The organism is Paenibacillus diazotrophicus (assembly GCF_042610465.1).
The window spans coordinates 1,767,937-1,789,956 of record NZ_JBGJZN010000001.1 but is presented as its reverse complement, the minus strand read 5'-3'; the positions used below and the strand labels follow the sequence as shown (position 1 = coordinate 1,789,956).

The following is a 22,020-nucleotide window of genomic DNA, read 5'->3' as shown; positions in this document are numbered from 1 at the left end:
GTTTGGGAAGCATGCGAACGGGTAATAATGTAGCGAACGACAATTACGAAGGAGGGCTTCAAGTGGCAGACAAAATCGTAGGTGTATTCGATGCGGAACAAGAAGCGACCAGAGCAATTGAAGGGTTACAACGACAGGGTGTAAGCAATGATGAAATCTCAGTAATAACTCGTGACCGGGATGAATTGAAACATATATCGGATGATACAGGTACCATGGCTCCGGAAGGTGTAGCAACCGGTGCTGCAACAGGAGGAGTAGTCGGCGGTATTACCGGATTGCTTGCGGGGATAGGGGCGTTGGCCATTCCGGGAATCGGTCCGATTCTGGCGGCAGGCCCAATCGTAGCTACACTCACAGGTGCGGCGATCGGCGCAGGAGCGGGCGGTCTGGTTGGCGGATTAATTGGACTGGGTATTCCTGAAGATGAAGCCAAAGAATATGAAAGTTACGTGGACAGCGGCAAAATTCTCGTCCTGGTGGATGATAATGGACGCGGGCGCGACATCCATAATGTATTCACAGGCAACCGCTCATTGAATGCCAGCCGATATGACAGCCGGTATAGTGATACTACCCTGAATGATCCTATTACTGACCGGGGGGCTACGAATCCGGATGTGATAAGAGATGATACGACAGTTGGTAACACAATGGGCAACCGTGGCTCGATGAATGCAAATACTGACCCGGACCTCTACAACGGCAACCGGATGTAATGTAATTAAGTCCCGTCTGTGGGCGGATAAGAGCTATATCTTTAACCAAAAAAGACTGCATTTCAGGAATAACCTGAGGTGCAGTCTTTTTTGCGTCTGCTAGATGGCCACCTTTTTCAGCAGTGAAATTATGATATTTCAACATATGAAAAATTCATAATAGTAAAATCATAAATCCACTTTTCTAGAACCTGCGATTATACGCGCACTTATTCGGGTACTTATACCATAATTATCGGTAATAAGGTGTGCGACTATATTAAAATTTCTAATTGTGAAAGCAGGGAAATAGTGTTTATACTAGAGTTACACAGGAAAGATAAGGAAACACACCATTAGGAGGTGTCCCATGGCGTTTATGATCGCCCAGCGGGCTTTTATCAAGGTTTATCTGATTACAATGGTTGAGCAGCATAAGGGTTATGGGTATCAAATGTTAGAGGATTTACGGAGAGATTTCAAAATGCATGGCTATTCCCCTCCCCAGAGCGAAATCTACCGGGCATTGCATGAGCTGGTACAGCAGGGGATTCTATACCGGACCAAACAGTTGAAAGGGAATGATCCTAAGGTAGATTTCCAGGAGATTGTCCTTTATCATTTCACAGCTGACGGAGAGGAAAAAGCCAGATTGTATAAGAAGCAGGTCAAGACGGATCTTGACCGCTGCCTGGGTATTCTGAATAAAGCCGTTGCGGATAATTTCTAGTATCAGACTTCATCTTCTTCATTTTGACCTGCAGGGGGAACCGGAGAACTTGCACTACCGTAATCTTCTACAGCTTCCCAAGCACCTGCATCGTCGAATCGGCCGCTCTCTTCCTGGCGGTTCCGGCCTGCTCCAGCGGGTGGGGGTGTCATTACTTCTTCTTCTACTGGTCGGTCATTCAACGATTCACGGCTCGGCACATATTCTACAGCATAGGGTGTAAAGGGAATGGCTTCAAGGCGTTCATATGGAATCTCCTCATTGCTTATGATACAAATCCCGTAGGTTCCGTCTTTCATCCGCTCTAATGCAGCTTCAATATCGGATAGTTCCTCTGTAAGCGAAGTATTGATGGCCAGATCACGGCTTCTTTCGAAGGTTTCAGTTCCCGTATCAGCCGGATGATTGTCTGCAGACGAGAGTTCACCGGTAGAGATTCTGAGTGAGTCACCAAGCAGGCTGTTTTCTTCATCATTCAATGAAAAATGCTGCTCGATTTCCTTTTGCCGCTCCTCAAGAGAAGATTTTAATGTGGCTAGCTGTTCTTTGGATAGATGGCTCATATAGTCGATCTTCCTTTCTGTGAATATATTTATACTTAAACCGTATTCTTTCCTTACCCTATTGTCAGCAGAAGCAATCAGAGGCCAATTAACTGCGGGTCTATAACTTAAGTGATATTTTCAGGTTGCTGTTAGCCTGTTATAATGATTACTGCTGGATGAAACGCTATATACTTGGAGGTAACTTACATGGATGAACACATGAAACGCAGACTGGATAAGCAGAGAAAGCTGTTCAGCCAGCTAGGCATTACACTTGACGCACTTACCATACACGAGAAAGAATTCAGTATGAAGCTACGCGGCTATGATGCCGAAGAGGTAGACACTTTTTTGGATAGCGTAATTAAGGATTATGAGCGCTTTTATGCTACTATAGCCGATCTGATGGATAAATGGCAGGAGCAGCAGATTGAGCTTCGTGAAATGAAAGACAAGGTTCAGAAGGTAGAAGCTGCACCGGCGGTAGCACCAGTTATTCGAGGAATTGATCCGATGGATCTGGAGGATGTGATTCTGAAGCTGGAAGCTAATGTGAGACAATTGAAGGACAGACTGCCCCGCAGCGAAAGTTATTTATAAAACGTCCTGCAGCAAATGGACCCCTTGCATTCTGAATTGCCAGAATTTACAATTATAAAACATCAGCTTGAGTAATTGGAATATATATGGAATGCCAGATGGAGGTTGGACCATTGCTTGATGAGCGAGGCATAAGCCTGAAGATCCGCGGAAAAATTGCTCTCGGTTATGCTATGATCCTGTTAATGCTGGGACTGTTTCTGCTCGTTGTATCCAGCAGGATCACTGACCTGGAGAAGGAAACTGTTTTTTTGAGTGACCATGATATGAAGGTGCATGAGCTTACCTATCAAATTGAAAAAAATATGTTAGACATGGAGACTGGTCAAAGAGGATATGCACTTACAGGCGACCCCGGTTATTTGCCTCCCTTTGATAAGGGGACGGCAGAGTGGGAGATTAATTATACTAAATTACGCAGAATGATTGAGAATAACCCGGATCAAATGCTGATCCTGCAAGATATCCAAGTGAATATTAATAAATGGATCGGAACAGCGGGACGTTACGTAGTTGATCTGAAACGCAATGGTCAGACTGAGGCAGTGAATGCCTTTTTTCGCAATGACAGCGGTAAAATGATCATTGATTCCACACGCTCACAGCTGGAGTACTTCCGGGATAACGAACGACAGCTTACAAGCGAACGAATTGCCAATTTGAAAGACAGCAACGATAAGCTAATGATAACCATGTATGCACTTTGGACTATGGTTGCCCTATTGGCAGCTCTTGTAACTTACCTGATCTCTGCAAGTATTGTGAATCCGCTGCAACACGTCATTCAAGCGATCCAGAGTATAGCAAGCGGGGGGAACATGTCCGAACGGATCAGAGTGAAGACCCGTGATGAGATCTATGAACTGGGAAATGCAACGAATGAGCTATTAGATAATGTTCAGCGGGATCATTGGAGTAGTGGACAGATTTCGTTAATGTCTATGGCTCTACAAGAAACTACTGATTTGTCTATCGTATGCAGGACATTTATGAATAGATTATCCTTTATGCTGGAAATGCAATATGGTGTCATTTATGTGCTGGGTGAGAATGAATTATATGAACGAATGTATTCCTATGCCGGCTCAGAGAAGCTGAAGCTGGAGATCGGAAAGACGAAGATACATGCGGGTGAAGGGCTCATTGGCCAGTGTGCGATCGATAAAAAGCTGATTCTGCTTGAGGATTTGCCAGAGGATTATATAAGTGTTCATTCCGGACTCGGAAGATCCGCACCCAAATTTGCTGTTATTGCTCCGGTTATCTTCGAGAACAAGACTGTAGCCGTTCTGGAGGCCGCTTCGCTGACTCAATGGGCCCCCTATCAACTTAAGCTGTTTGACGAGCTGCTAACCATGTTGGGGGTCACCTTGAATTCTGTTTTGACACGTATGGAAATTCAGCACTTATATAAGGAATCTCAAGTCTTGAACGAAGAATTACAGATCCAATCCGAGGAGCTTCAGGTACAATCTGAGGAACTGCAGGTACAGACCGAAGAGCTGCAGAATCAAACCCATGAATTGCTGATTATTAACCGGGAACTGGAGGACCAGAAGTCTGTTGCCGAGAATGCAGCCGTTCAACTGGAGAAATATAATGAACAATTGGAGCAAAGCTCCCGCTATAAATCTGAATTTTTAGCCAATATGTCTCACGAACTGCGTACACCGCTTAACAGCATGCTTATTCTTTCACAGCTGCTTACCGAGAACCGCAACGAGACCCTGACAGAAGAAGAACAGGGATATGCGGCTGTTATTCATTCTTCTGGAAGCGCTTTGCTGGAGATGATCAACGATATACTGGATTTGTCCAAAGTAGAAGCAGGCAAGATGACAGTAGAACGCGATGCCGTTAACCTTACAGAGCTGCCATCCATACTGAATGGTTATTTTATCAAAACCGCCGAGCAGAAGAATATTGATTTCCAGGTCATACTTCAGGATGATGCTCCTGATTTATTTTTTACGGATGAAATGAGATTGCATCAAATCCTCAGGAACCTTCTTTCCAACGCTTTTAAGTTTACGGAACAGGGATTTGTAAAAGTGGTGATCCACCGTGTGGAATCTTTCACACCGCCACACCTTCATACAGGTGAACCAGCAATCGCCTTTACCGTAAAAGATAGTGGAATTGGTGTATCGGATGCAAACCGGGAGAGCATCTTCGAAGCTTTCCGCCAGGCTGACGGCTCAACCGTCCGTAAATATGGTGGTACCGGCCTGGGCTTGTCCATCTCTCAGCAGCTTGCCAGACTGTTAGGGGGAACCATTACACTGGACAGTAAAGAGGGTGTGGGAAGCACGTTTACACTGTACCTCCCTTGCCGTGAAATCGATGACGGGTTCGATTCCATGGTTCCAGATGTCTGGAGTACACAGGCTGCAGCTGCTTCTGAATGGAGTGAACTGCAGCATGAGAAGTCTGTTAAGAAGGATCGTACGCAGTTCGACAAGGATTATAGCAAGCTTCGTGAGAAGACTGTACTGATTGTAGATGACGACATCCGCAACATCTATGCTCTGGACAAAGGGCTGGAGCCCTATGACATGAATATTCTAACTACTCAATCCGGATTCGAGTGCCTGCAAATCGTCAGAGAACAGCCAGACATAGATATTGTACTCTTGGACATCATGATGCCGAACCTGGACGGGTATGATACCCTTTCGATCATCCGTGAGGAACTGCAGCTGCCTGAACTTCCCGTTATCGCAATCTCAGCCAAAACGATGAAGGATGACCGTGAGAAATGTCTGGCAGCAGGAGCTTCAGATTTTCTCAGTAAGCCGGTCGTGATTCAGGATGTGGTGACACGAATGTGCCGGCTGTTAGAGGGTCGCGCTTGACTTTATAAAAACTAATTGACTGAAAAATAAGTATGACTTATTATGGTTTTATAAATGATCCATTATATGCAATCGGCGTGTTACCTTTAAGGGCATGAGCCAAGAATTGACCTCATTTTAATGAGTCTTTCTTGGCTCTTTTTGATGCAAAAAAATCGGACAAATGGGAAGGAGGGGGACCTTGGTCAAAGATAATGAGCAGTTTGAGGTACTGCGGGTGATCGGCAATAACGTAGTGATGGTGCAAGGAGGCCGTAAGAACAAGGAATATGTGATTATTGGCAAAGGGATCGGATTTGCTGTTAAAGATTCAGGAATCATAGAAGCAAATGATAAGCGGATTGAGAAATTATTCAGGTTGGAGGATCGTGAGGAATGGAGTCAATATCAGATTCTTCTTGAAGATATAGATCCAAAAGTGATGAGAATAACAGATGATATTATTGCGGATATTGCGTTTGAATTTTCAGGCAAGCTGAATGACAAGATCTATTTAGCGCTCCCCAGCCATATCCAGTTCACCGTCTACCGTCTCAGGAATGGAATGGACATTGTCAATCCGTTTCTACAGGAGACCAAAATGTCTTTTCCCAAGGAATTTGAGATCGCTTACAGAGCGGCGGAGAAAATCAGTGCAGAGTTCCAGGTTCAGATCCCTGAAGATGAAGTGGGGTTTCTAACGTATCACGTATATTCGGCGGTCAGCAATGTAACGGTAGGTCAGTTGGTAAAATCCTCAAATATCGTCAGCGAGTTGCTGGATATGATTCGCAGAGAACGAAACTTCACCTTTTCTCATGGAAGTATGAACCACATACGGCTCATGATTCATCTGCGATTTTCGATTGAACGGATTCTGCAGGGTTCGCTCATTGATAATCCGTTCGTGAAGCATATTCAGAAAGAATACAAAGAGGAATACAAGCTGGCCCAAAAAATGGGCAAGGTTATGCAGGAATCCCTGGGTGTAGAAGTTCCCAAAGAAGAAATTGGCTTCCTTGCCATGCATTTGTGGCGATTGTTCCAAACCTTAGATAAATAGCAACCGTGAGGAGAGAGATACATGTTTACATGGAAATCGAAAAAAGAAAAGTGTCCGGCCGAAGTACTGACACTGGAAATTATCGCTCCGGTAAGCGGTCAGGCCATTCCATTATACGATGTGCCGGATGAAACATTCGCAGGTGGTCATATGGGGAAGGGGTTAGCTATAGAACCTAGCGAGGGGAGAGTAATTGCCCCATTTGATGTGAGTGGAGCAAAAATCTCCGCATCCTCCAGAGCCGTTAAAATTCTTGAAAATATCGGCGGGCCATCCAACATCCGCAACATCGATGCTTGTATTACACGGCTACGGCTAATTGTAAATGATGAGAAAGCTGTCAAGGATGCTGCGCTGAAGCAGCTGGGAGCATCGGGTGTAATGAGACTAGGCCAAGGTGCGGTGCAAATCGTATTTGGTCCGCAATCGGAGCAAATTAAGGATGACATCAAGAAACTCCTGTAATAATAGGGTATTTCAAACGTCAATATCAAGATCAGATAGATCAAGCCACTAATGTAGTCTCAAAATAACATTTGCATTCCTTCAAGCTTCATCGTCATTTTTTCCATGATCGGATACAAACTAAGAACCCGCATAACCACAATGGTTATGCGGGTTCTTAGTAATTGCAGGATCGGGGATATTCTTAAAGTGAATCCGAACATTATCACTGATGGTTCTCTTCTTACGTTCCGTCACATGAGCATGAGTAGCAAAGGCGAATCATTTCGTTACAGACCTTGATTCCGATGAACATATGCTCCTGCGATGTTATCGCCGGATGTCGGGTTTAACGAATATTCGCTGTTACCAAGCTGATGCAGTGATTACCGGATGGGGTTTCGGTTTTGATGTCGTGGTTACTAGAATCCTTTTCGCTATTGAATCATACAAGAATAAAAAAAAGGGTCATCCGTAACGGATGGCCCTGAAATCTGCCATTACAGACAGTGCAGGGAGAAAAATAAATTAGTAAAGTTATAATAATTGCATTTAACTCTGATACAAAATCGTTTTGACGTTCGTCTTACTTATAGCTGCAGCTGATAAGGAGGATTTACACAATGGAATTTCCGGAATCTGAAATGTTTCGAACTATATTTTATGAACACTATCCGGTGGTGCGGCGGAAGTTGGCGGCGCTTGTACGGGATGAGTCGGCAGCAGACGATTTAGCCCAGGATGTGTTTCTCAGACTATACCGCAACCCGCCGGATGATCCGAATGCGCTGGGTGCTTGGCTTCATAGAGTGCTTACCCGGATCGGATATGACTATTTGAACAAAAAGGCGAGGGAGCGTAGGCTCCAGGATAAGCATGAGCTGTTGTTCAGCGCCGAGGCAGCTCCACCTTCCGGTGAAGAGACTGTACTCAGCAAGCTGGATCAGGAGGATGTCCGGACTTGGCTGGATGGTCTGCCCGAGAGAGACAGACAGGCGCTGCTATTGCGCTACTCGGGTTACAGCTATTCGGAGATTGCAGGGCAGCTTGGCATTAATCCTCCGGTTGTCGGAACACTGCTTAACCGGGCAACCCATAAGCTGAAACAGCAGGCGGTTAATTCATATCCTCAGACCGATTGATTCGTGTACGAAGCGAATCCAGGCAGTTAATGAACATCAAACTTTTAGGAGGAACCATCCAGTGACCAATCCTATGAAATATGATTCCGATAAACAAATTACGAACGAAGCTTGGGCGAAGCTGCAAAATAAACTTGCTGCAGAGCCAGTGAATCCGGTATGGGCATCATGGGGGCAGGATGTCAAAGAGATTAGCATAGATGAAGATCATGCGGCATCCATAGCAGAATCAAGTGATAGCAAGAAAGAGGTTCAGCCTTTAGTGAGTCCAGTGGACATCACGGGAGCACAGGTGAAAACCAATAGCCGGAAGCCACGACGGTTTACCATGAACCGCCGCCGGAAATGGGCAACTGCTGCAGCGGGCGTAGCCATATTTGCAGCCGTACTTGCCACTCCTATAGGAAATACGGCCATGGCCGCTATATTGGGTCAATTTAGAATGCAGGAAGTAACGGCTGTCAATGAAGATGATCTGCGGAATTTGTTCTATCAGGTCAGCGGAGAAGAAAATATGAATGAAGCTGTTAACAAATTCGGCTCATTCAGCTATTCATCCGGTAAGTTAAGCGGAATGGTGCCAGTGAATGCATTGCAGGATAAATTGGGCTACCCTGCGGTGACCGGTGGAGCTTTTGATAAGGTTACAAGCGTATATATAAACTCCTCACAGCAAATTACACTAACTCTGAAGGTGGATGAGGTAAATAAGGCGCTGACACGTCTTGGGGCGAAAGAGCTGTTGCCAGAATCCATTGACGGCAAGCCGCTCACACTATCGGTTCCAGAATCCGTAAGTTATGATTATTCTGTGGATGATCACTGGGCGAATCTGATACAGATGAATACACCTGTGGTGAATGTAGATCCTTCAATTAACGTGGAAGAGGCTGTGCGGGCTGTCATTGATTTCCCGCTTCTCCCGGATGAACTGAAGTCCAGTCTGCAGCAGAGCAGTATTCTGGCCGGAGACCTGCCTATGCCTGTGATCAAAGGGAATCCTTCCGAGCAGATTGAAGTGAACGGTATAAAGATTATCATGGAAACTATGAATTATGGAGATGGGCCTACTTATAGTGCTACATGGGTGAATAATGGGCAGCTATTCGACTTTTCCGGTGGTTCACTCTATCAGGACAAAGAGAAATTCATGAAGCAGCTCCAGGAGTTGATCACGCAATGAATCTACCCGCAATTCAAGCGCAATTACTGACCAAAGAATACAGTAACGGACGCGGCTGCAGAGATGTAACTATTACTGTTGAGAAAGGGGAAGCCTTCGGCTTCCTCGGTCCCAACGGTGCCGGTAAAAGCACCTTTGTTAAAATGCTGGCAGGCTTAATTCGTCCGACCAGTGGAAGTGCCGCTCTTTTCGGACATCCGATTGGAACTCTTGCAGCCAAGTCGAAGATAGGTTATCTGCCGGAACTTTACCGGTACCAGGAATGGTTGAGTGGAGAAGAGGTAGTTAGACTCCATGCCCGATTATGCAATATCGAAAAGTCTGTAGCAGACCGCAGAATACCAGAGCTGCTGAAGGAGGTAGGATTAGGACTGCGGGGCCGTGACCGAGTGAAGTATTACTCCAAGGGAATGCAGCAGAGGTTGGGGCTAGCCTGCGCACTTGTGAATGATCCGGAACTTGTTTTTTTGGATGAGCCGTCATCGGCTCTTGATCCAATCGGCAGAATGGAAGTGAGATCTATACTGGAAAGGCTAAAGCAGCGGGGTATCACCATTTTTCTCAACTCTCACCTACTTGAGGATGTTGAGGTGCTGTGCGACCGGATGGCGCTGCTGAATAACGGCGAGATCCTGCGGCACGGCAAAGTCTCAGAAGTAGTAAGCAAGCGAACAAGCTGGCATTTTAAAGTGGGCGGCTTTTCGCCTTTTTTGCTGTCATGGTTGAAGGATCATACGGGTTTGCAGATCAGTCAGGCAGTGGTGGACGGGAATCAGGATACCATCGAAGGAAGCACTGTGTGGCTGATGGCGGAAGTTGAGAGTGAAGAACAAGTGGGTTGGTTAAATTCACTGATGATTGAACAGGGTATGACCTTATATGAGGTTTCGCGTAAAAAAGAACGACTGGAAGAATGGTTCCTGGATGCTGTATCCGGGCTCAGCCATAGGGGGGAGCAGGAATGATGACCATACTGGGAATGACCTGGAAAGAACTGCTGCGGAAAAAAGTGATGCTCATGACTCTGGTTATGACTATTATCTTTCTGATCGCGTTCTGGTTCGTTGCAGCTATTGTCGGGAGCAGCGAATCTGGAAGAGCAACCAGCATTATGAATGGGAGAAGTCTGATTGAAAGCTTTACGACAGGCACTTTTATTTTGACCATGGGGTTTTTCTTCGGGGCTTTTGTGATTGCCTTTCTGGCTATTTTTAGTTCTTTCTCCTCCATTTCAGGAGAAGCGGAACAGGGGATCATGCAAGCATTACTCCCTCGCCCATTGCCGCGGTGGAAATGGTATCTGGGGCGCTGGCTTGGGTATGTCACCTTAGGAATTCTCTATGCTTTTCTTTTGTTTGCAGCGATTCTGCTGATAGCAGGTGCACATGCTTCTATCCCAAGAGACGACGATGCGCTTATAAAGGCTTTTCTACTCTTTGCTTCTCTAGTACCGTTGCTAATCAGCTTATCCATGCTTGGGTCGGGTTTATTCTCGGCACTTGGCAACGGGGTTTTCATGACCATGCTCTATGGAGCAGGCTGGCTTGGAGGGATGATCGATAAATTGAGCAGTTCGCTAGGCTTGAAAGAAGAAGCGATCCATACACTGCATAATCTCACGGGGATCATGTCTCTTCTCATGCCTGCAGACGGACTGCAACAAAAAATGACAGCAGAGCTTTTCAGCCTGAAGGATTTGGGAGGGATGGTTAATATGAATACAAGCTCCTTTCCACTATTAGACTTGAATTCCGTTCCTTCGGATTCATTTGTGGTGTATGCCGTTCTGTATACGGTTGTGGTGTTTGCGATAGGACTGCTGCGGTTTCAGCACAAGGATTTGTAACCTGTACTTTCACTACTGATACAACAAATAGCGCCTTGATGGATTCCTGGGATGGAACCGTCAAGGCGCTATTTAGGCTGCAGACCGGACATCACTTGTTTGCACCGATCTCGATCCAATCGGTAGACCAGTTGCCAATTTCACCAAGGATCGGAGCCAGTGCCGTTCCTTTACTGGTCAGCGAGTATTCAATCCGTACCGGCATTTCGGGATAGACTGTACGCTGAATGATGCCCTCGTTCTCCATTTCTTTCAAGCGGTCGGATAGTACTTTGCCGCTCAGGTTGGAGAGACAGCTCTCAATTTCACCAAATCGGCGGGGACCTTTCATTAGAACGAATACTATTAGCGCAACCCAGCGTTTGCTAAGCATATCTACCGCTTTTTCAAAGCGTGGACACATTTCGAAATTATCCATAATGTTCACCTCGCATTCATTATATCATAAACTTACTATAAGTAATTATTAATATTTATATATATATTATAACTTGACGAAGTTATATTACAATGATAAACTAACTTACAAATAGTTACTTGACTTAAAGGGTTGGAATTAATTTATAATATTAAAATTTAGACTATGAGCTTAGGACGGTGCAATCATGATCAAACCAGATATCTTATCTATACTACAGAATAAAATCAAACGGATAACCATGGATGATTCTACTAATATACTCGTTGGCCCCATTACACTGCCGGTGAATCTGGACGGGGAGACCGTTACCTTCAAATGGTACAGCTGGCTGAAAGCTACGGATGAAGAACTGCAGGGCGGCGACAGTAAAGAAGCAACGGAACTGCTGATCTCCCGGTTGTCCTCCATGAATCTTGCCGAAGGGCAACAGTCGAGCGTGCTGGTGTATGGAGACTTTGAAGATTCGGATGAAGCATTGATCCGGATGCACAGCATCTGCCATACGGGGGATATCTTTGGCAGCAAACGCTGCGATTGCGGTTTCCAGCTCCGCACGTCGATGAAGATGATCGCGCAGCACGGTTCTGGCGCCTTATTCTACCTGGCTAATCATGAAGGAAGAGGGATTGGTTTGTTCAGCAAGGCTATGGCATATATTCTCCAGGAAGAAGGATATGATACTGTAGAAGCCAATCTGGAGCTGGGCTTTGCCGATGATTCCAGAGACTACAGAGATGCGATCAGCGTCCTGCAGCATCTGCGCAGCAAACCGGTTACCCTGATTACGAACAATCCGAAGAAGATGGAAGCTCTTAAGGCAGCCGGGATGAATACCGGGAAGAGAGTTCCTCTATGGGGCGACGTATCTGTATTTAATGAAAAATATCTGCGCACGAAAGTGGCCCGTTCCGGCCATCTGGAGGCGGTACCGAACGCTGATTTTTTTGATGGACGAGTAGCCAAATAATTCAGAAATGTTATAATGGGGTACTGAACCTAATCCTTAACTTAGTGAGGTACAATATGAATGCAATTCAAGTGCAGGACTTACGCAAAACCTTCAAAGTCCAAAAAAACCGCGAGGGCCTCAAAGGGGCCTTCGCTGATTTGTTTAAGCGGGAATATTCCGAAGTTACAGCTGTAAAGGACATTTCCTTCTCCATTCCCCAGGGCGAGATCTGCGGCTATATTGGCGAGAATGGTGCAGGGAAATCCACGACGATCAAAATGCTCACCGGCATTCTTGTGCCAACCTCGGGTAGCCTTTCTGTTGGAGGGTTTATCCCTTATGAGGAACGGGAGAAATTTGTGCGTAATATCGGTGTTGTGTTCGGACAGCGCAGCCAGCTGTGGTGGGATATTGGTGTGATTGAATCCTTCCAGTTACTCCGCAAGGTATATCGTGTACCTGAGCTCGATTTTAAGAAAAGGCTGGATGAGCTGGTGGAGCGGCTGGAACTGCAGGATCTGCTGAGCCGTCCGGTCCGCAAACTTAGTCTGGGGCAGCGGATGCGGTGTGAGCTGGTTGCAGCACTCCTCCATAATCCGTCAATTCTGTTCCTGGATGAGCCTACAATCGGACTGGATATCGTGGTAAAGTCGGAAATCCGCCAGTTCTTGAAGGATATGAACCGTGAACATGGAACAACGATTCTGCTCACCACGCATGATCTTCAAGATATTGAAGCGCTTTGTTCACGGGTGATTATGCTGGACGATGGACGAATCATTTATGACGGCGGGCTGGAAGAGCTGAAACAGCGCTGGGGTACAGGCCGTGAGGTTCAGTTCCAGTTCGGAGTTGCAACAAAACTTGAGCAGCTTAAGCAGTGGACAGAGGATATGCCGGTGACCTGGTCATCTGAGAATGATCTGGGTGCCAAGGTATGGATTCCGCTGGAGTTGAACGTTTCGGATGTACTTGGACGAGTTGTGGGTCAAGCAGATATTACGGATATCAAAATCATTGAAACCAATACGGATGATATTGTCCGCAGCATTTATCAATCAGGTTCGGCCGAGAAACCGGAAGAGAAGATTCTTGCGCTGAAGGATGAGAAAGAGGTCATCCATGTCTGAACAGCTTAAAGCTGCAGCAGCCACTTCTTCTGCCGGAGGCTCTTCCGCTGGCGGTCCCGAGGAAAAGGGATGGAGATTGCTGCTGGGTGCTTATTTTGATTTTATACGCATCAGGTTTTTAACCATGCTCGCTTACCGTGTCAATTATTATTCAGGTATTCTGATCTATACACTCAATATTGGAGTGAACTATTTCACCTGGAGAGCTATCTATGGGGATGGGGAATCCCTGGGCGGGTTTACTGGTGCACAGATGACGACGTATGTTGCGGTTTCCTGGATGGCGAGGGCCTTTTATTTTAACAACCTGGACCGGGAGATTTCTACCGATATCAGGGATGGAAGTATCGCAATCCAGTTCATCCGGCCTTATAACTACGTGCTGGTCAAAATGATGCAGGGACTTGGCGAAGGCATGTTCCGCTTTATGATGCTGATGATCCCGGGTATGGTGATTGCCATCCTGCTCTTCCCGGTGCACTTACCAACAGAGCCTTCGGCTTGGGTTGGTTTTCTGGTCATGCTCTTTTTCAGCTTCCTAATCAGTTCACAGATCAATATTATAACGGGTCTATCGGCGTTCTTCGTCGAGAATAATGAGGGCATGATGCGGATGAAGCGTGTCGTGGTTGACCTATTCTCCGGCTTGATCGTTCCAATCACCCTGTTCCCGGACTGGCTGTCCTCTATCCTTAAAGTTTTACCCTTTCAAGCCATTACTTACCTGCCGGGTTCTGTATTTACTGGGCGGGTTCAAGGGGTGGGCATTTGGAATGTGCTGGGGATCCAGGTGATCTGGTTCGTGGTACTACTGATTCCAATTGTCTGGCTATACCACGCGTCGCGTCAGCGGCTGTTCGTGCAGGGAGGGTGAGTGAAGTTGTATTACTTGGATTTATTAGTGGAATACATCAAAAACTATATGAAGACACGTCTGACCTACCGCGCCGATTTTTGGGTGGAAGTGGTGTCAGACCTGCTGTTTCAAGCGACCAACTTTATTTTCATTCTGGTCATCTTTATGCATACCAATAGTCTGGGTGGTTGGAGCCAGAATGAAGTAGTGTTCGTATACGGCTTCTTTATGGTGCCTTTTGGAGTCTTCAGCTGTTTTGTGAATATGTGGGGCTTCAGTGAGCGCTATATCGTAAAAGGGGAAATGGATCGCATTCTGACCCGTCCGGCGCATAACCTGTTCCAGATTTTCCTGGAGAATGTGGACCCTCCGGCACTGGTTGGCTCTTTCATCGGTCTAATCATCATGGCGATCAGCGGCAGTAATCTGGGTCTGCCCTTTGAATGGTGGACGATACCTATGATTATTGTACTGACGCTTAGTGCGGTTGCGATTTACACCGGCATATACACGACTTTGACCTCACTGTCGTTCTATTCGGATGCTCCCACCGGTATTCTGCCGCTGATGTACAATATTCAGACTTATGGCCGTTATCCGGTTACGATCTATAACCGTGCGATTCAGGTACTGCTGACTTGGATTATCCCGTTTGCTTTTGTCGGCGTATATCCGGCGGCGCTGTTCCTGCACCGTGAGGAGATGCAGAGTATGGCGCTGTTGACTCCGGTGGTAGGGGCTGTGTTCCTGGGGATCGGAATTGTGTCCTGGAATTATGGGGTCAAAAAGTATAAAGGAGCCGGCTCATAAGGCAGGTCCCTCACGGAAAGGATGAAAGACAGACTCGCGCGTTAATCGCCGGTCTGTTTTTTCTTTTGCCGCTAAGACGCCCACCGGAAGTTCCAAAAGTAATATAAGATGTTATATAAATCTCTTTTCACATAAGGCGAGATTCCTCATAATGAACACATTGATATTTATCCGGAGGAGTGGGGAATTGAAAATGTATGCTATCGGTGTGGATCTAGGCGGAACTAATATTAAAGCAGCCCTATTTGATGACGGATTCACGGCAGTTGGAGAAATATCCATACCCACTGAAGCTGCAAAAGGACCGGCACATGTGCTCACGCGTATTCGGCTGGCTGTACAGATGCTGACCGAGGAGAAGGGAATTGGAATTCAGCATATTGCCTGCATGGGTATGGGGATTCCCGGGCTGCTTGATCCTGAAGAAGGGTTGTCCCTGTTTTCTCCCAATTTTCCAGGATGGGAACACGTACATATCGTCAATGAGATGAGACCGTTTTATGATTTTCCTGTATTTATCGATAATGATGTCAGGGTAAATCTGTATGGTGAATGGCAGTATGGAGCAGCTAGAAGGTATAAGAATGTAGTTCTGCTTACTCTCGGAACGGGACTCGGTTCGGGAATTGTAAGCGGGGGTAAGGTGGTGTACGGGACCTCATTCAGTGCAGGGGAGATCGGACATATGAATATGTTCAGGCAGGGCCGTCCCTGCCGCTGCGGAAGCTCTGGCTGTCTTGGAAGATATGTATCGGCAACGGGCATGGTGAACACCTTCAAAGAAAAGCTGGTACAAGGCAGACAAAGTATTATTCAAACCTGGATATGCGGTGACCTTGAAAAGATAACGGCGCTTATGATATCGGAAGCTTATGATCTGGATGATGCTGTAGCGGTGGAAGTCATGCATGAGACCGGCGTATTGCTAGGCTATGGACTATCCAACGTAATTAATCTGCTGAATCCGGAAGTGATTGTTATCGGTGGCGGGATGTCTGCGGCCGGGGACCGGCTGCTGTGCAGCGTCCGAGAGACCGTGAAAGAGCACGCCCTGAAGCTGTCCGGCAGCCGATGCAGCATTGTTCAGGCAGAGCTGGGCGGCCGGGCAGGCACGCTGGGTGCTGCGGCATATGCTTACCGGAGGCTGATAGGTGAAGAAATAGGGGAAGCTGACGAGTGAATCTCTGAATGATGTATCTGTTGCTGTAGCATGCTATGCTGTAGTCAAAATACGATTAGCAGGAGGCCTGTGATGAAAAGAGAGATACAGAACGTACCTTTTGGCTATGAGCCGCCGGCTGCAGAACGTAAAGGAACCCTGGTGTTCTATGATTCCTTTGAACATATTACGGATCAGGAGCTGGAGCAGGCTGCCCGCACCGCATCTGAACGTAAGTTCAGCAAGCTGGTACTGTATCCGCTGCATGAAGAAACGGTAAGACGGATGAGCAAGGAGCCGGTAAAGTCCTTTTATAAACGGGAAGACCGCCTGCATGAATGGAAAAGAGAACAAGGCCGCTCCAACATTACCGTGGAGAGTCTGGAAGGCAAGCGGAAGAAGTATACTCCGCTGGACACAGCGCTACGGCATATCAGTGAGATATATCCTTCGCCTTATTTTCTCTATTTGACACCTGAAACGGCTAACCAATTTGCTTCGTATTCTTCTTTTGAGGAGTGGATCGTTAAGCTGAGGCTGATTCTGTCTGCTGCTCCCGGTAATCTTCACCCGCGTCTGGAAAAGTACCGGCACCGCTGGGATGTCGCCGGGGAAGAGCAGAGGGACTAGGGGCTACTAGAACCCTTTCAGCGGATCATGGAAGGAGGAGGTTGTGTTGGCAGATGGGTACAGCTTTAATGTTAGTCTGCAGCCTGAGGAAGTTCTGATTATGGTGAAAGAGGGAATGCCCGTTAGTTCAGAGCTGTTGTATGAAGAGCATAATGAGTTGGGCGATGGTTATTCGATTGGAACGATGATCTATGAGCGATATTTCTTCCGTTCAGGCAATCAGGCCGCGCTGGTCATTATATTCGATAATCTGCAGGGAGTAACGAATGTACGGCTCATCGCGGCAGGGGCCTCGAAAGGAATAGTCATGAAATTGGATTGGGGGGCAGGCCAAAGCTTTGCTTCCTCCGTTGAAAAGCTATTATCTGATTACATTCTGGAGTGAATCTAGTGTTTACTGAATGTTTCCTTGCTTGCGTCTGTAGGTGTACATTCTCCATTGATAATGGATGAAGCAGCCAATGCAGAAACCAAGGATAGCCACAGTGGCAGCCACTGCGACCATGGCTGTGAAGATGTAGGCGGCAGCCGTCCAGCCAATAAGGAAGCTGAGCAGCCCGGCGCTAAGGAAGAAGACAGCAATACCTTGGTTGAATTGCTGTTGATCCGGGTCCTCAAGCACATAAGCGGAACGTTCCTTACTCAGGAACCGGGAAGCCAGCTTGAGGACCGGGTTATATCTGAAGATCAATCCGGATAATCCAGCGGCAAGCGGAAGTGCGAGAATCCAGGGCTGGGCTGTAATCCAGCTTACCAATACCGACAATACAATAAACGTCTGATTGGTTTGGACAAGAGGGCGTGGGATACCTTTTGTTATAGCATTTCCTTTCATTTAATTCACACCTTTCGCATGGGATTAATGAAATTATAACGTATTAAATCTCATGCAGCAATTAAAGTTTAGAAAATAAAATTTTAATAATTAAATGTTGACATTTCATACCGATTTGTGGTCTTATTATGTAGACCGATTGTTATAAAAGTAAAGGAAGTGTCCCGCTTGTCCAACAAGCCCAATGCACGTGAAGCGATTGTGGATACTGCTTCACGACTATTTTTCACACAAGGCTATCATGCTACGGGTTTGAGTCAGATTATCAAGGACAGTGACTCGCCCAAGGGATCGCTGTATTATTATTTCCCGCATGGCAAAGAGGAACTGGCTTTAACCTGTATCAACAAAACCAGTGAGTATGTTGTAAGACAGCTGAAGCAATATGTGGAGAAGGAAACTTCGGTTACAAAGGCTGTTCAGGAGTTCATTCGTCAGATGATCAAGGATGCGGAAGAGTCTGATTACAAAGGCATGGTGCCCTTCAGCTTCTGGGTAGCTGTGGAAACATCCTGCATCAGCGAGGAGCTGAGAACTGCGTGCCAGTCTGTATTCGAGGATTGGCAGGACGTTATTCTGCAGCGTTTGCTTGAAGAGGGAGTAGATGCTCAGCTCGCAGCAGATAAGGCTTCAGTGGTGGTCTCGTTGTTTGAGGGCGCGCTGCTGCAGACCTTGACCTGTCATAGTACAGGGCCGCTACTTGCCGCCGCCAAATTGGTTCCCGTATTGCTTAGCTAGGCAAGAAGAAAGTAAACAGATAGAGAGAACAATCTTTTATTATCAGGAGGATTATAGAGTGGAAGCCACCAAAACTGGAAAGAATCAAACCGAAGTAACAAAATTTAAGACCTTGCCGATTCTAGTCTCCTTGCTGCTTGCAGGATTTATTGGCATGTTCAGTGAGACCGCCCTTAATGTTGCGTTAAGCGACCTGATGAAAGTTCTGGACATTACCCCTACGACGGCACAATGGCTGACTACAGCTTATCTGTTGACACTGGGTATTCTCGTACCGATATCCGGGTTGCTGCTGCAATGGTTCTCTACCAGACAATTGTTCGTCGCCGCATTGTGTTTTTCGATCCTGGGAACTTTCCTGGCCGCAATGTCGCCGAATTTTGAATTTTTGCTTACAGCCCGTGTTGTTCAGGCGATGGGAACTGCACTGCTCTTGCCGCTGATGTTCAACACCATTCTGGTCGTTATCCCCGCTGAAAAAAGAGGTGCAGCGATGGGACTCATCGGACTTGTTATCATGGTCGCTCCGGCTATAGGGCCTACGATTGCAGGTCTGCTGATTGAAAGTCTGAGCTGGAACTGGATTTTTTGGCTGTCATTACCTTTTCTGGTTATAGCGCTAATTAGCGGTATTCTGTTCATGCAGAACGTTACCGAGGTAACCAAGCCGAAGATTGATATCCTATCCATTGTACTCTCATCTGTAGGGTTTGGCGGAGTGGTATTCGGATTCAGCAGCGCCGGGGAAGCTGAGGGTTGGGGAAGTCCGAAAGTCATTATTGCTATCGCGATTGGTGTGGCTGCACTTGTTCTGTTTGTAATCCGTCAACTTACGATGAAGCAGCCGATGATCAATCTCCGGGCATTCAAATTCCCGATGTTTGTCGTAGGTCTGCTGATGGTCTTCATCTGTATGATGGTGATTCTGTCCTCCATGCTGATTCTTCCGATGTACCTCCAGCAGGGACAAGGATATTCGGCTTTCAAAGCCGGGTTGCTGTTGTTGCCAGGCGGTCTGATCAACGGTCTGATGTCGCCGATTATGGGACGGCTGTTTGACAAATACGGTCCGAAATGGCTGGTCATTCCTGGTTTGGTTATTGTCGCAGTATCGTTGTGGTTTTTCTCCAGCATCACCGCCACTTCGACCGTGGTGTTCGTTATCGTGCTGCATAGCGCGCTAATGATAGGGGTGTCCATGGTGTTCATGCCTGCCCAGACCAATGGTATCAACCAATTGCCTATGGAACTGTATCCGGATGGGACAGCTATCATGAATACCTTGCAACAGGTAGCTGGTGCAATTGGTACGGCACTCGCAGTTAGCATCATGACTGCAGGGACCAAAAGCTATATTGAAGCTGCCAGCAATCCTGCCGATCCGGCCAATATTTTGCCAGCCTTTACACAAGGTGTACAGAATGCCTTCGTGTTCGGAATGTCCATGGCGATTATCGGTCTGTTGATTGCATTCTTCCTCAAGAGAGTCATCGTACAGCATAAAACACAGGTTTCGATGCATTAATCACATAGAGCTGTGAAATCGTTGTTAGGAGACACATCTGTTATTCAGGTGTGTCTTTTGGCATTTGTAACTTTTCATGGACAGAGGGGAATAGAATAAAATATAATACATGGAAATATAATGTATATTAATCTGGCTGAGGGGAGCGGGCTATGAGAACCGTCAAGGAAGTATTCAAAAGCAATACGAAAATTCTGATTCTCTCTCTTATGCTCGCAGTCAGTGTGGAGGGTGCGTTTCTGTTTCATGGAGACCTTGCTTCCGCTAGGAATATCGTAACTGCAGAACCGGGACAGAGTGCGGGTACTGATGCCAACCGAAAGATTCAAGGGCAAAAGCTAAACAACCTGCCTGAGGGGTTCGTCTATCTGGATGAAGTTATTCCTACCGCGCAATATGAAATACGTTATTATAGTGAGAATAATTTCACAGGATCTCGTGTTGAGGGATACAAGGCACCGCTGGCCATCTTTTCAAGAGTGGGGGCTAAAGCGTTAAAGGCAGTCAGCGAAGATCTGGCCCGGAAAGGCTATCTCTTAAGAATCTATGATGCTTACCGCCCGCAAAAAGCAGTGGATGATTTTGTATTCTGGTCAAAGGATGCCTCTGACATTAAAATGAAGCAGCAGTATTATCCTAAGCTGGACAAGCGAAATCTCTTCAAGCTGGGCTTTATCGCTGATAAATCCGGGCACTCTCGTGGCAGCACGGTTGATTTGACACTAGCCTATGCCAAGACAGGCACTATAGTGGATATGGGCAGTCCGTATGATTTTTTTGGAGAAATATCGTATTACAATACTTCACTTATCAGCACAGTGCAGCATGCTAACCGTAAAATCCTCAAGGATGCGATGGCAAAGCAGGGTTTCAAACCGTACAGTAAAGAGTGGTGGCATTTTACACTGATCAAGGAGCCTTTTCCCGCACAATATTTCAATTTCGATGTAGAGTAGAAGCGGAATAAACTTATGCTTCCAATCGATCATATGAATGTTATAAAATCTAAGCAAAAGGGTAATGTTTAATGTAGGTTCTCTTCCTTAGCCTTGCAAAGATATGTAATCTAATACAGGAGAGGTGGAATCGATGTGTTGAACAAAATCGCAGCCGTAACCCTCAGTATTCTGTTATTTGCAGGCGGGTTAGGGCTATTCGTGCCTCAGCGCGCACAAGCCGCAGACCCCATTAAAGTCGTTCTGAATGGACAGCTTCTACAACTGGAAGAGTCAAGTGCATACAAGAGCGGATCGGCCGTCATGATTCCACTAAGGGAGACAGCTGAAGCGCTTAAATACCATACTACTTACAAAGGCAGTACCGGACAGGTTCAGTTAGCGCGGATTAATGAGACTGTTGATTTCAAGCTCAGCGGTGATGAAGTGCTGCTTAACGGGAAAGACAAGGTTCCCTTTCAGGAGCGGATTGAAGTCAGACAAAAACGAATCTTTGTTCCTTTGTCTTTTTTTAATGCAATAGGGCTTATTGCCGCCTATGATGATAACACTGGGCAAGTCGAAATTTATGCTCCAGAAGTTGCTGCAGGAGCTGTTACCGGTCTGCTGGCGGCAGGCAGGTATCAGGAGCTTCAGGATCGTTACTTAAGCAGTACTGTTGCAGAGCAAGCATTCTTGCCGGTGATCCAGCGGAGCTGGGAGGCAGTTGCGACACCATCTGGTAATTATTTTGGCATAAAAACTACAGAGAGCCAGTGGATTGATGGAGTGATGACAATCCGGAGTGTGCTGCTCTTCTCGAAGTCAGAAGCATTGCTCACTTTAACTGTAGACAAAACAGGAAAGATTACAACACTGACCTTGGCACCGGTGGCTGCAAATGCGGCTGCGGCTCTTACAGTGAAGTAACCCGTATATGCAAGAAG

The 22,020-nt window shown here is 46.5% G+C and carries 24 protein-coding genes; 21 read left to right on the top strand and 3 right to left on the bottom strand.

The features are described 5' to 3' along the window. Nucleotides 1-62 precede the first annotated feature (62 nt). Both ACAN54_RS08105 and ACAN54_RS08100 read left to right on the top strand, forming a co-directional pair. Nucleotides 63-719, top strand: coding sequence for a general stress protein (locus ACAN54_RS08105; RefSeq protein ID WP_379152824.1), 657 nt, complete (start codon nucleotides 63-65; stop codon nucleotides 717-719). Nucleotides 720-1,068: 349 nt separating this feature from the next. Beyond that, nucleotides 1,069-1,428 carry a replication termination protein gene (locus tag ACAN54_RS08100; RefSeq protein WP_379152822.1) on the top strand — a complete coding sequence of 120 codons (360 nt, stop codon included), beginning with the start codon at nucleotides 1,069-1,071 and terminating at the stop codon, nucleotides 1,426-1,428. A 2-nt stretch (nucleotides 1,429-1,430) separates the two neighbouring features. Here ACAN54_RS08100 and ACAN54_RS08095 read toward each other — a convergent pair whose 3' ends face one another. Further along, on the bottom strand, nucleotides 1,431-1,991 hold the full coding sequence (locus tag ACAN54_RS08095) for a TraR/DksA C4-type zinc finger protein (protein ID WP_379152820.1): 561 nt from the start codon (nucleotides 1,989-1,991) through the stop codon (nucleotides 1,431-1,433). Between the two features lie 189 nt (nucleotides 1,992-2,180). On the opposite strand from ACAN54_RS08095, the gene ACAN54_RS08090 reads away from it, so the two are divergent. The 8 genes from ACAN54_RS08090 to ACAN54_RS08055 all read left to right on the top strand — a co-directional run bounded on the left by ACAN54_RS08090 (nucleotide 2,181) and on the right by ACAN54_RS08055 (nucleotide 11,085). Further along, on the top strand, nucleotides 2,181-2,573 hold the full coding sequence (locus ACAN54_RS08090; protein WP_379152818.1) for a DivIVA domain-containing protein: 393 nt from the start codon (nucleotides 2,181-2,183) through the stop codon (nucleotides 2,571-2,573). A gap of 113 nt (nucleotides 2,574-2,686) precedes the next feature. Continuing rightward, the gene (locus ACAN54_RS08085) at nucleotides 2,687-5,428 is read left to right on the top strand and encodes a CHASE3 domain-containing protein (RefSeq protein WP_379152816.1); all 2,742 of its coding nucleotides are present in this window, start codon (nucleotides 2,687-2,689) and stop codon (nucleotides 5,426-5,428) included. A 181-nt stretch (nucleotides 5,429-5,609) separates the two neighbouring features. Beyond that, entirely contained in the window at nucleotides 5,610-6,470 is an 861-nt protein-coding gene (locus tag ACAN54_RS08080) for a PRD domain-containing protein (protein WP_379152814.1), read from the top strand. Nucleotides 6,471-6,491: 21 nt separating this feature from the next. Next, on the top strand, nucleotides 6,492-6,935 hold the full coding sequence (locus ACAN54_RS08075; protein WP_379152812.1) for a glucose PTS transporter subunit EIIB: 444 nt from the start codon (nucleotides 6,492-6,494) through the stop codon (nucleotides 6,933-6,935). Between the two features lie 602 nt (nucleotides 6,936-7,537). Next, nucleotides 7,538-8,056, top strand: a complete 519-nt coding sequence (locus ACAN54_RS08070) for a sigma-70 family RNA polymerase sigma factor (RefSeq protein ID WP_379152810.1) — start codon at nucleotides 7,538-7,540, stop codon at nucleotides 8,054-8,056. A gap of 61 nt (nucleotides 8,057-8,117) precedes the next feature. Further along, nucleotides 8,118-9,239, top strand: a complete 1,122-nt coding sequence (locus ACAN54_RS08065) for a hypothetical protein (protein WP_379152808.1) — start codon at nucleotides 8,118-8,120, stop codon at nucleotides 9,237-9,239. Then, nucleotides 9,236-10,204 carry an ABC transporter ATP-binding protein gene (locus ACAN54_RS08060; protein WP_379152806.1) on the top strand — a complete coding sequence of 323 codons (969 nt, stop codon included), beginning with the start codon at nucleotides 9,236-9,238 and terminating at the stop codon, nucleotides 10,202-10,204. Before ACAN54_RS08065 ends, ACAN54_RS08060 begins: the two co-directional genes overlap by 4 nt. Then, nucleotides 10,201-11,085, top strand: coding sequence for an ABC transporter permease subunit (locus ACAN54_RS08055; RefSeq protein WP_379152804.1), 885 nt, complete (start codon nucleotides 10,201-10,203; stop codon nucleotides 11,083-11,085). Before ACAN54_RS08060 ends, ACAN54_RS08055 begins: the two co-directional genes overlap by 4 nt. Before the next feature lie 91 nt (nucleotides 11,086-11,176). Here ACAN54_RS08055 and catR read toward each other — a convergent pair whose 3' ends face one another. Beyond that, nucleotides 11,177-11,503 (bottom strand): catDE operon transcriptional regulator CatR, encoded by a 327-nt coding sequence (gene catR / locus ACAN54_RS08050; protein WP_379152802.1) that lies wholly within the window; start codon nucleotides 11,501-11,503, stop codon nucleotides 11,177-11,179. A gap of 187 nt (nucleotides 11,504-11,690) precedes the next feature. On the opposite strand from catR, the gene ACAN54_RS08045 reads away from it, so the two are divergent. The 7 genes from ACAN54_RS08045 to ACAN54_RS08015 all read left to right on the top strand — a co-directional run bounded on the left by ACAN54_RS08045 (nucleotide 11,691) and on the right by ACAN54_RS08015 (nucleotide 17,425). After that, nucleotides 11,691-12,473 carry a GTP cyclohydrolase II gene (locus ACAN54_RS08045; RefSeq protein ID WP_379152800.1) on the top strand — a complete coding sequence of 261 codons (783 nt, stop codon included), beginning with the start codon at nucleotides 11,691-11,693 and terminating at the stop codon, nucleotides 12,471-12,473. A 56-nt stretch (nucleotides 12,474-12,529) separates the two neighbouring features. After that, nucleotides 12,530-13,585, top strand: a complete 1,056-nt coding sequence (locus ACAN54_RS08040) for an ABC transporter ATP-binding protein (RefSeq protein ID WP_379152798.1) — start codon at nucleotides 12,530-12,532, stop codon at nucleotides 13,583-13,585. A 79-nt stretch (nucleotides 13,586-13,664) separates the two neighbouring features. Continuing rightward, nucleotides 13,665-14,459 carry an ABC transporter permease gene (locus tag ACAN54_RS08035; protein ID WP_379154165.1) on the top strand — a complete coding sequence of 265 codons (795 nt, stop codon included), beginning with the start codon at nucleotides 13,665-13,667 and terminating at the stop codon, nucleotides 14,457-14,459. A gap of 48 nt (nucleotides 14,460-14,507) precedes the next feature. Next, nucleotides 14,508-15,251 carry an ABC transporter permease gene (locus ACAN54_RS08030; RefSeq protein WP_379154163.1) on the top strand — a complete coding sequence of 248 codons (744 nt, stop codon included), beginning with the start codon at nucleotides 14,508-14,510 and terminating at the stop codon, nucleotides 15,249-15,251. A gap of 193 nt (nucleotides 15,252-15,444) precedes the next feature. Further along, nucleotides 15,445-16,431, top strand: a complete 987-nt coding sequence (locus ACAN54_RS08025) for an ROK family protein (protein WP_379154161.1) — start codon at nucleotides 15,445-15,447, stop codon at nucleotides 16,429-16,431. Between the two features lie 72 nt (nucleotides 16,432-16,503). Continuing rightward, a complete protein-coding gene (locus ACAN54_RS08020; RefSeq protein ID WP_379152796.1) occupies nucleotides 16,504-17,040 on the top strand; it encodes a hypothetical protein in 537 nt (178 codons plus the stop codon). A gap of 46 nt (nucleotides 17,041-17,086) precedes the next feature. Further along, nucleotides 17,087-17,425 carry a DUF6054 family protein gene (locus ACAN54_RS08015; protein ID WP_379152794.1) on the top strand — a complete coding sequence of 113 codons (339 nt, stop codon included), beginning with the start codon at nucleotides 17,087-17,089 and terminating at the stop codon, nucleotides 17,423-17,425. 9 nt (nucleotides 17,426-17,434) lie between these two features. On the opposite strand, the gene ACAN54_RS08010 is transcribed toward ACAN54_RS08015, so the two are convergent. Further along, nucleotides 17,435-17,875, bottom strand: coding sequence for a DUF4395 domain-containing protein (locus ACAN54_RS08010; protein ID WP_379152792.1), 441 nt, complete (start codon nucleotides 17,873-17,875; stop codon nucleotides 17,435-17,437). A gap of 168 nt (nucleotides 17,876-18,043) precedes the next feature. On the opposite strand from ACAN54_RS08010, the gene ACAN54_RS08005 reads away from it, so the two are divergent. The 4 genes from ACAN54_RS08005 to ACAN54_RS07990 all read left to right on the top strand — a co-directional run bounded on the left by ACAN54_RS08005 (nucleotide 18,044) and on the right by ACAN54_RS07990 (nucleotide 22,003). Further along, nucleotides 18,044-18,613: a TetR/AcrR family transcriptional regulator gene (locus ACAN54_RS08005; protein WP_379152790.1), complete on the top strand. Its 570-nt coding sequence runs from the start codon at nucleotides 18,044-18,046 to the stop codon at nucleotides 18,611-18,613. Between the two features lie 58 nt (nucleotides 18,614-18,671). Continuing rightward, nucleotides 18,672-20,138: a DHA2 family efflux MFS transporter permease subunit gene (locus tag ACAN54_RS08000; RefSeq protein WP_379152788.1), complete on the top strand. Its 1,467-nt coding sequence runs from the start codon at nucleotides 18,672-18,674 to the stop codon at nucleotides 20,136-20,138. 152 nt (nucleotides 20,139-20,290) lie between these two features. Continuing rightward, entirely contained in the window at nucleotides 20,291-21,094 is an 804-nt protein-coding gene (locus ACAN54_RS07995; protein ID WP_379152786.1) for a M15 family metallopeptidase, read from the top strand. 138 nt (nucleotides 21,095-21,232) lie between these two features. After that, nucleotides 21,233-22,003, top strand: coding sequence for a stalk domain-containing protein (locus tag ACAN54_RS07990; protein ID WP_379152784.1), 771 nt, complete (start codon nucleotides 21,233-21,235; stop codon nucleotides 22,001-22,003). The last annotated feature ends 17 nt before the right edge of the window (nucleotides 22,004-22,020 follow it).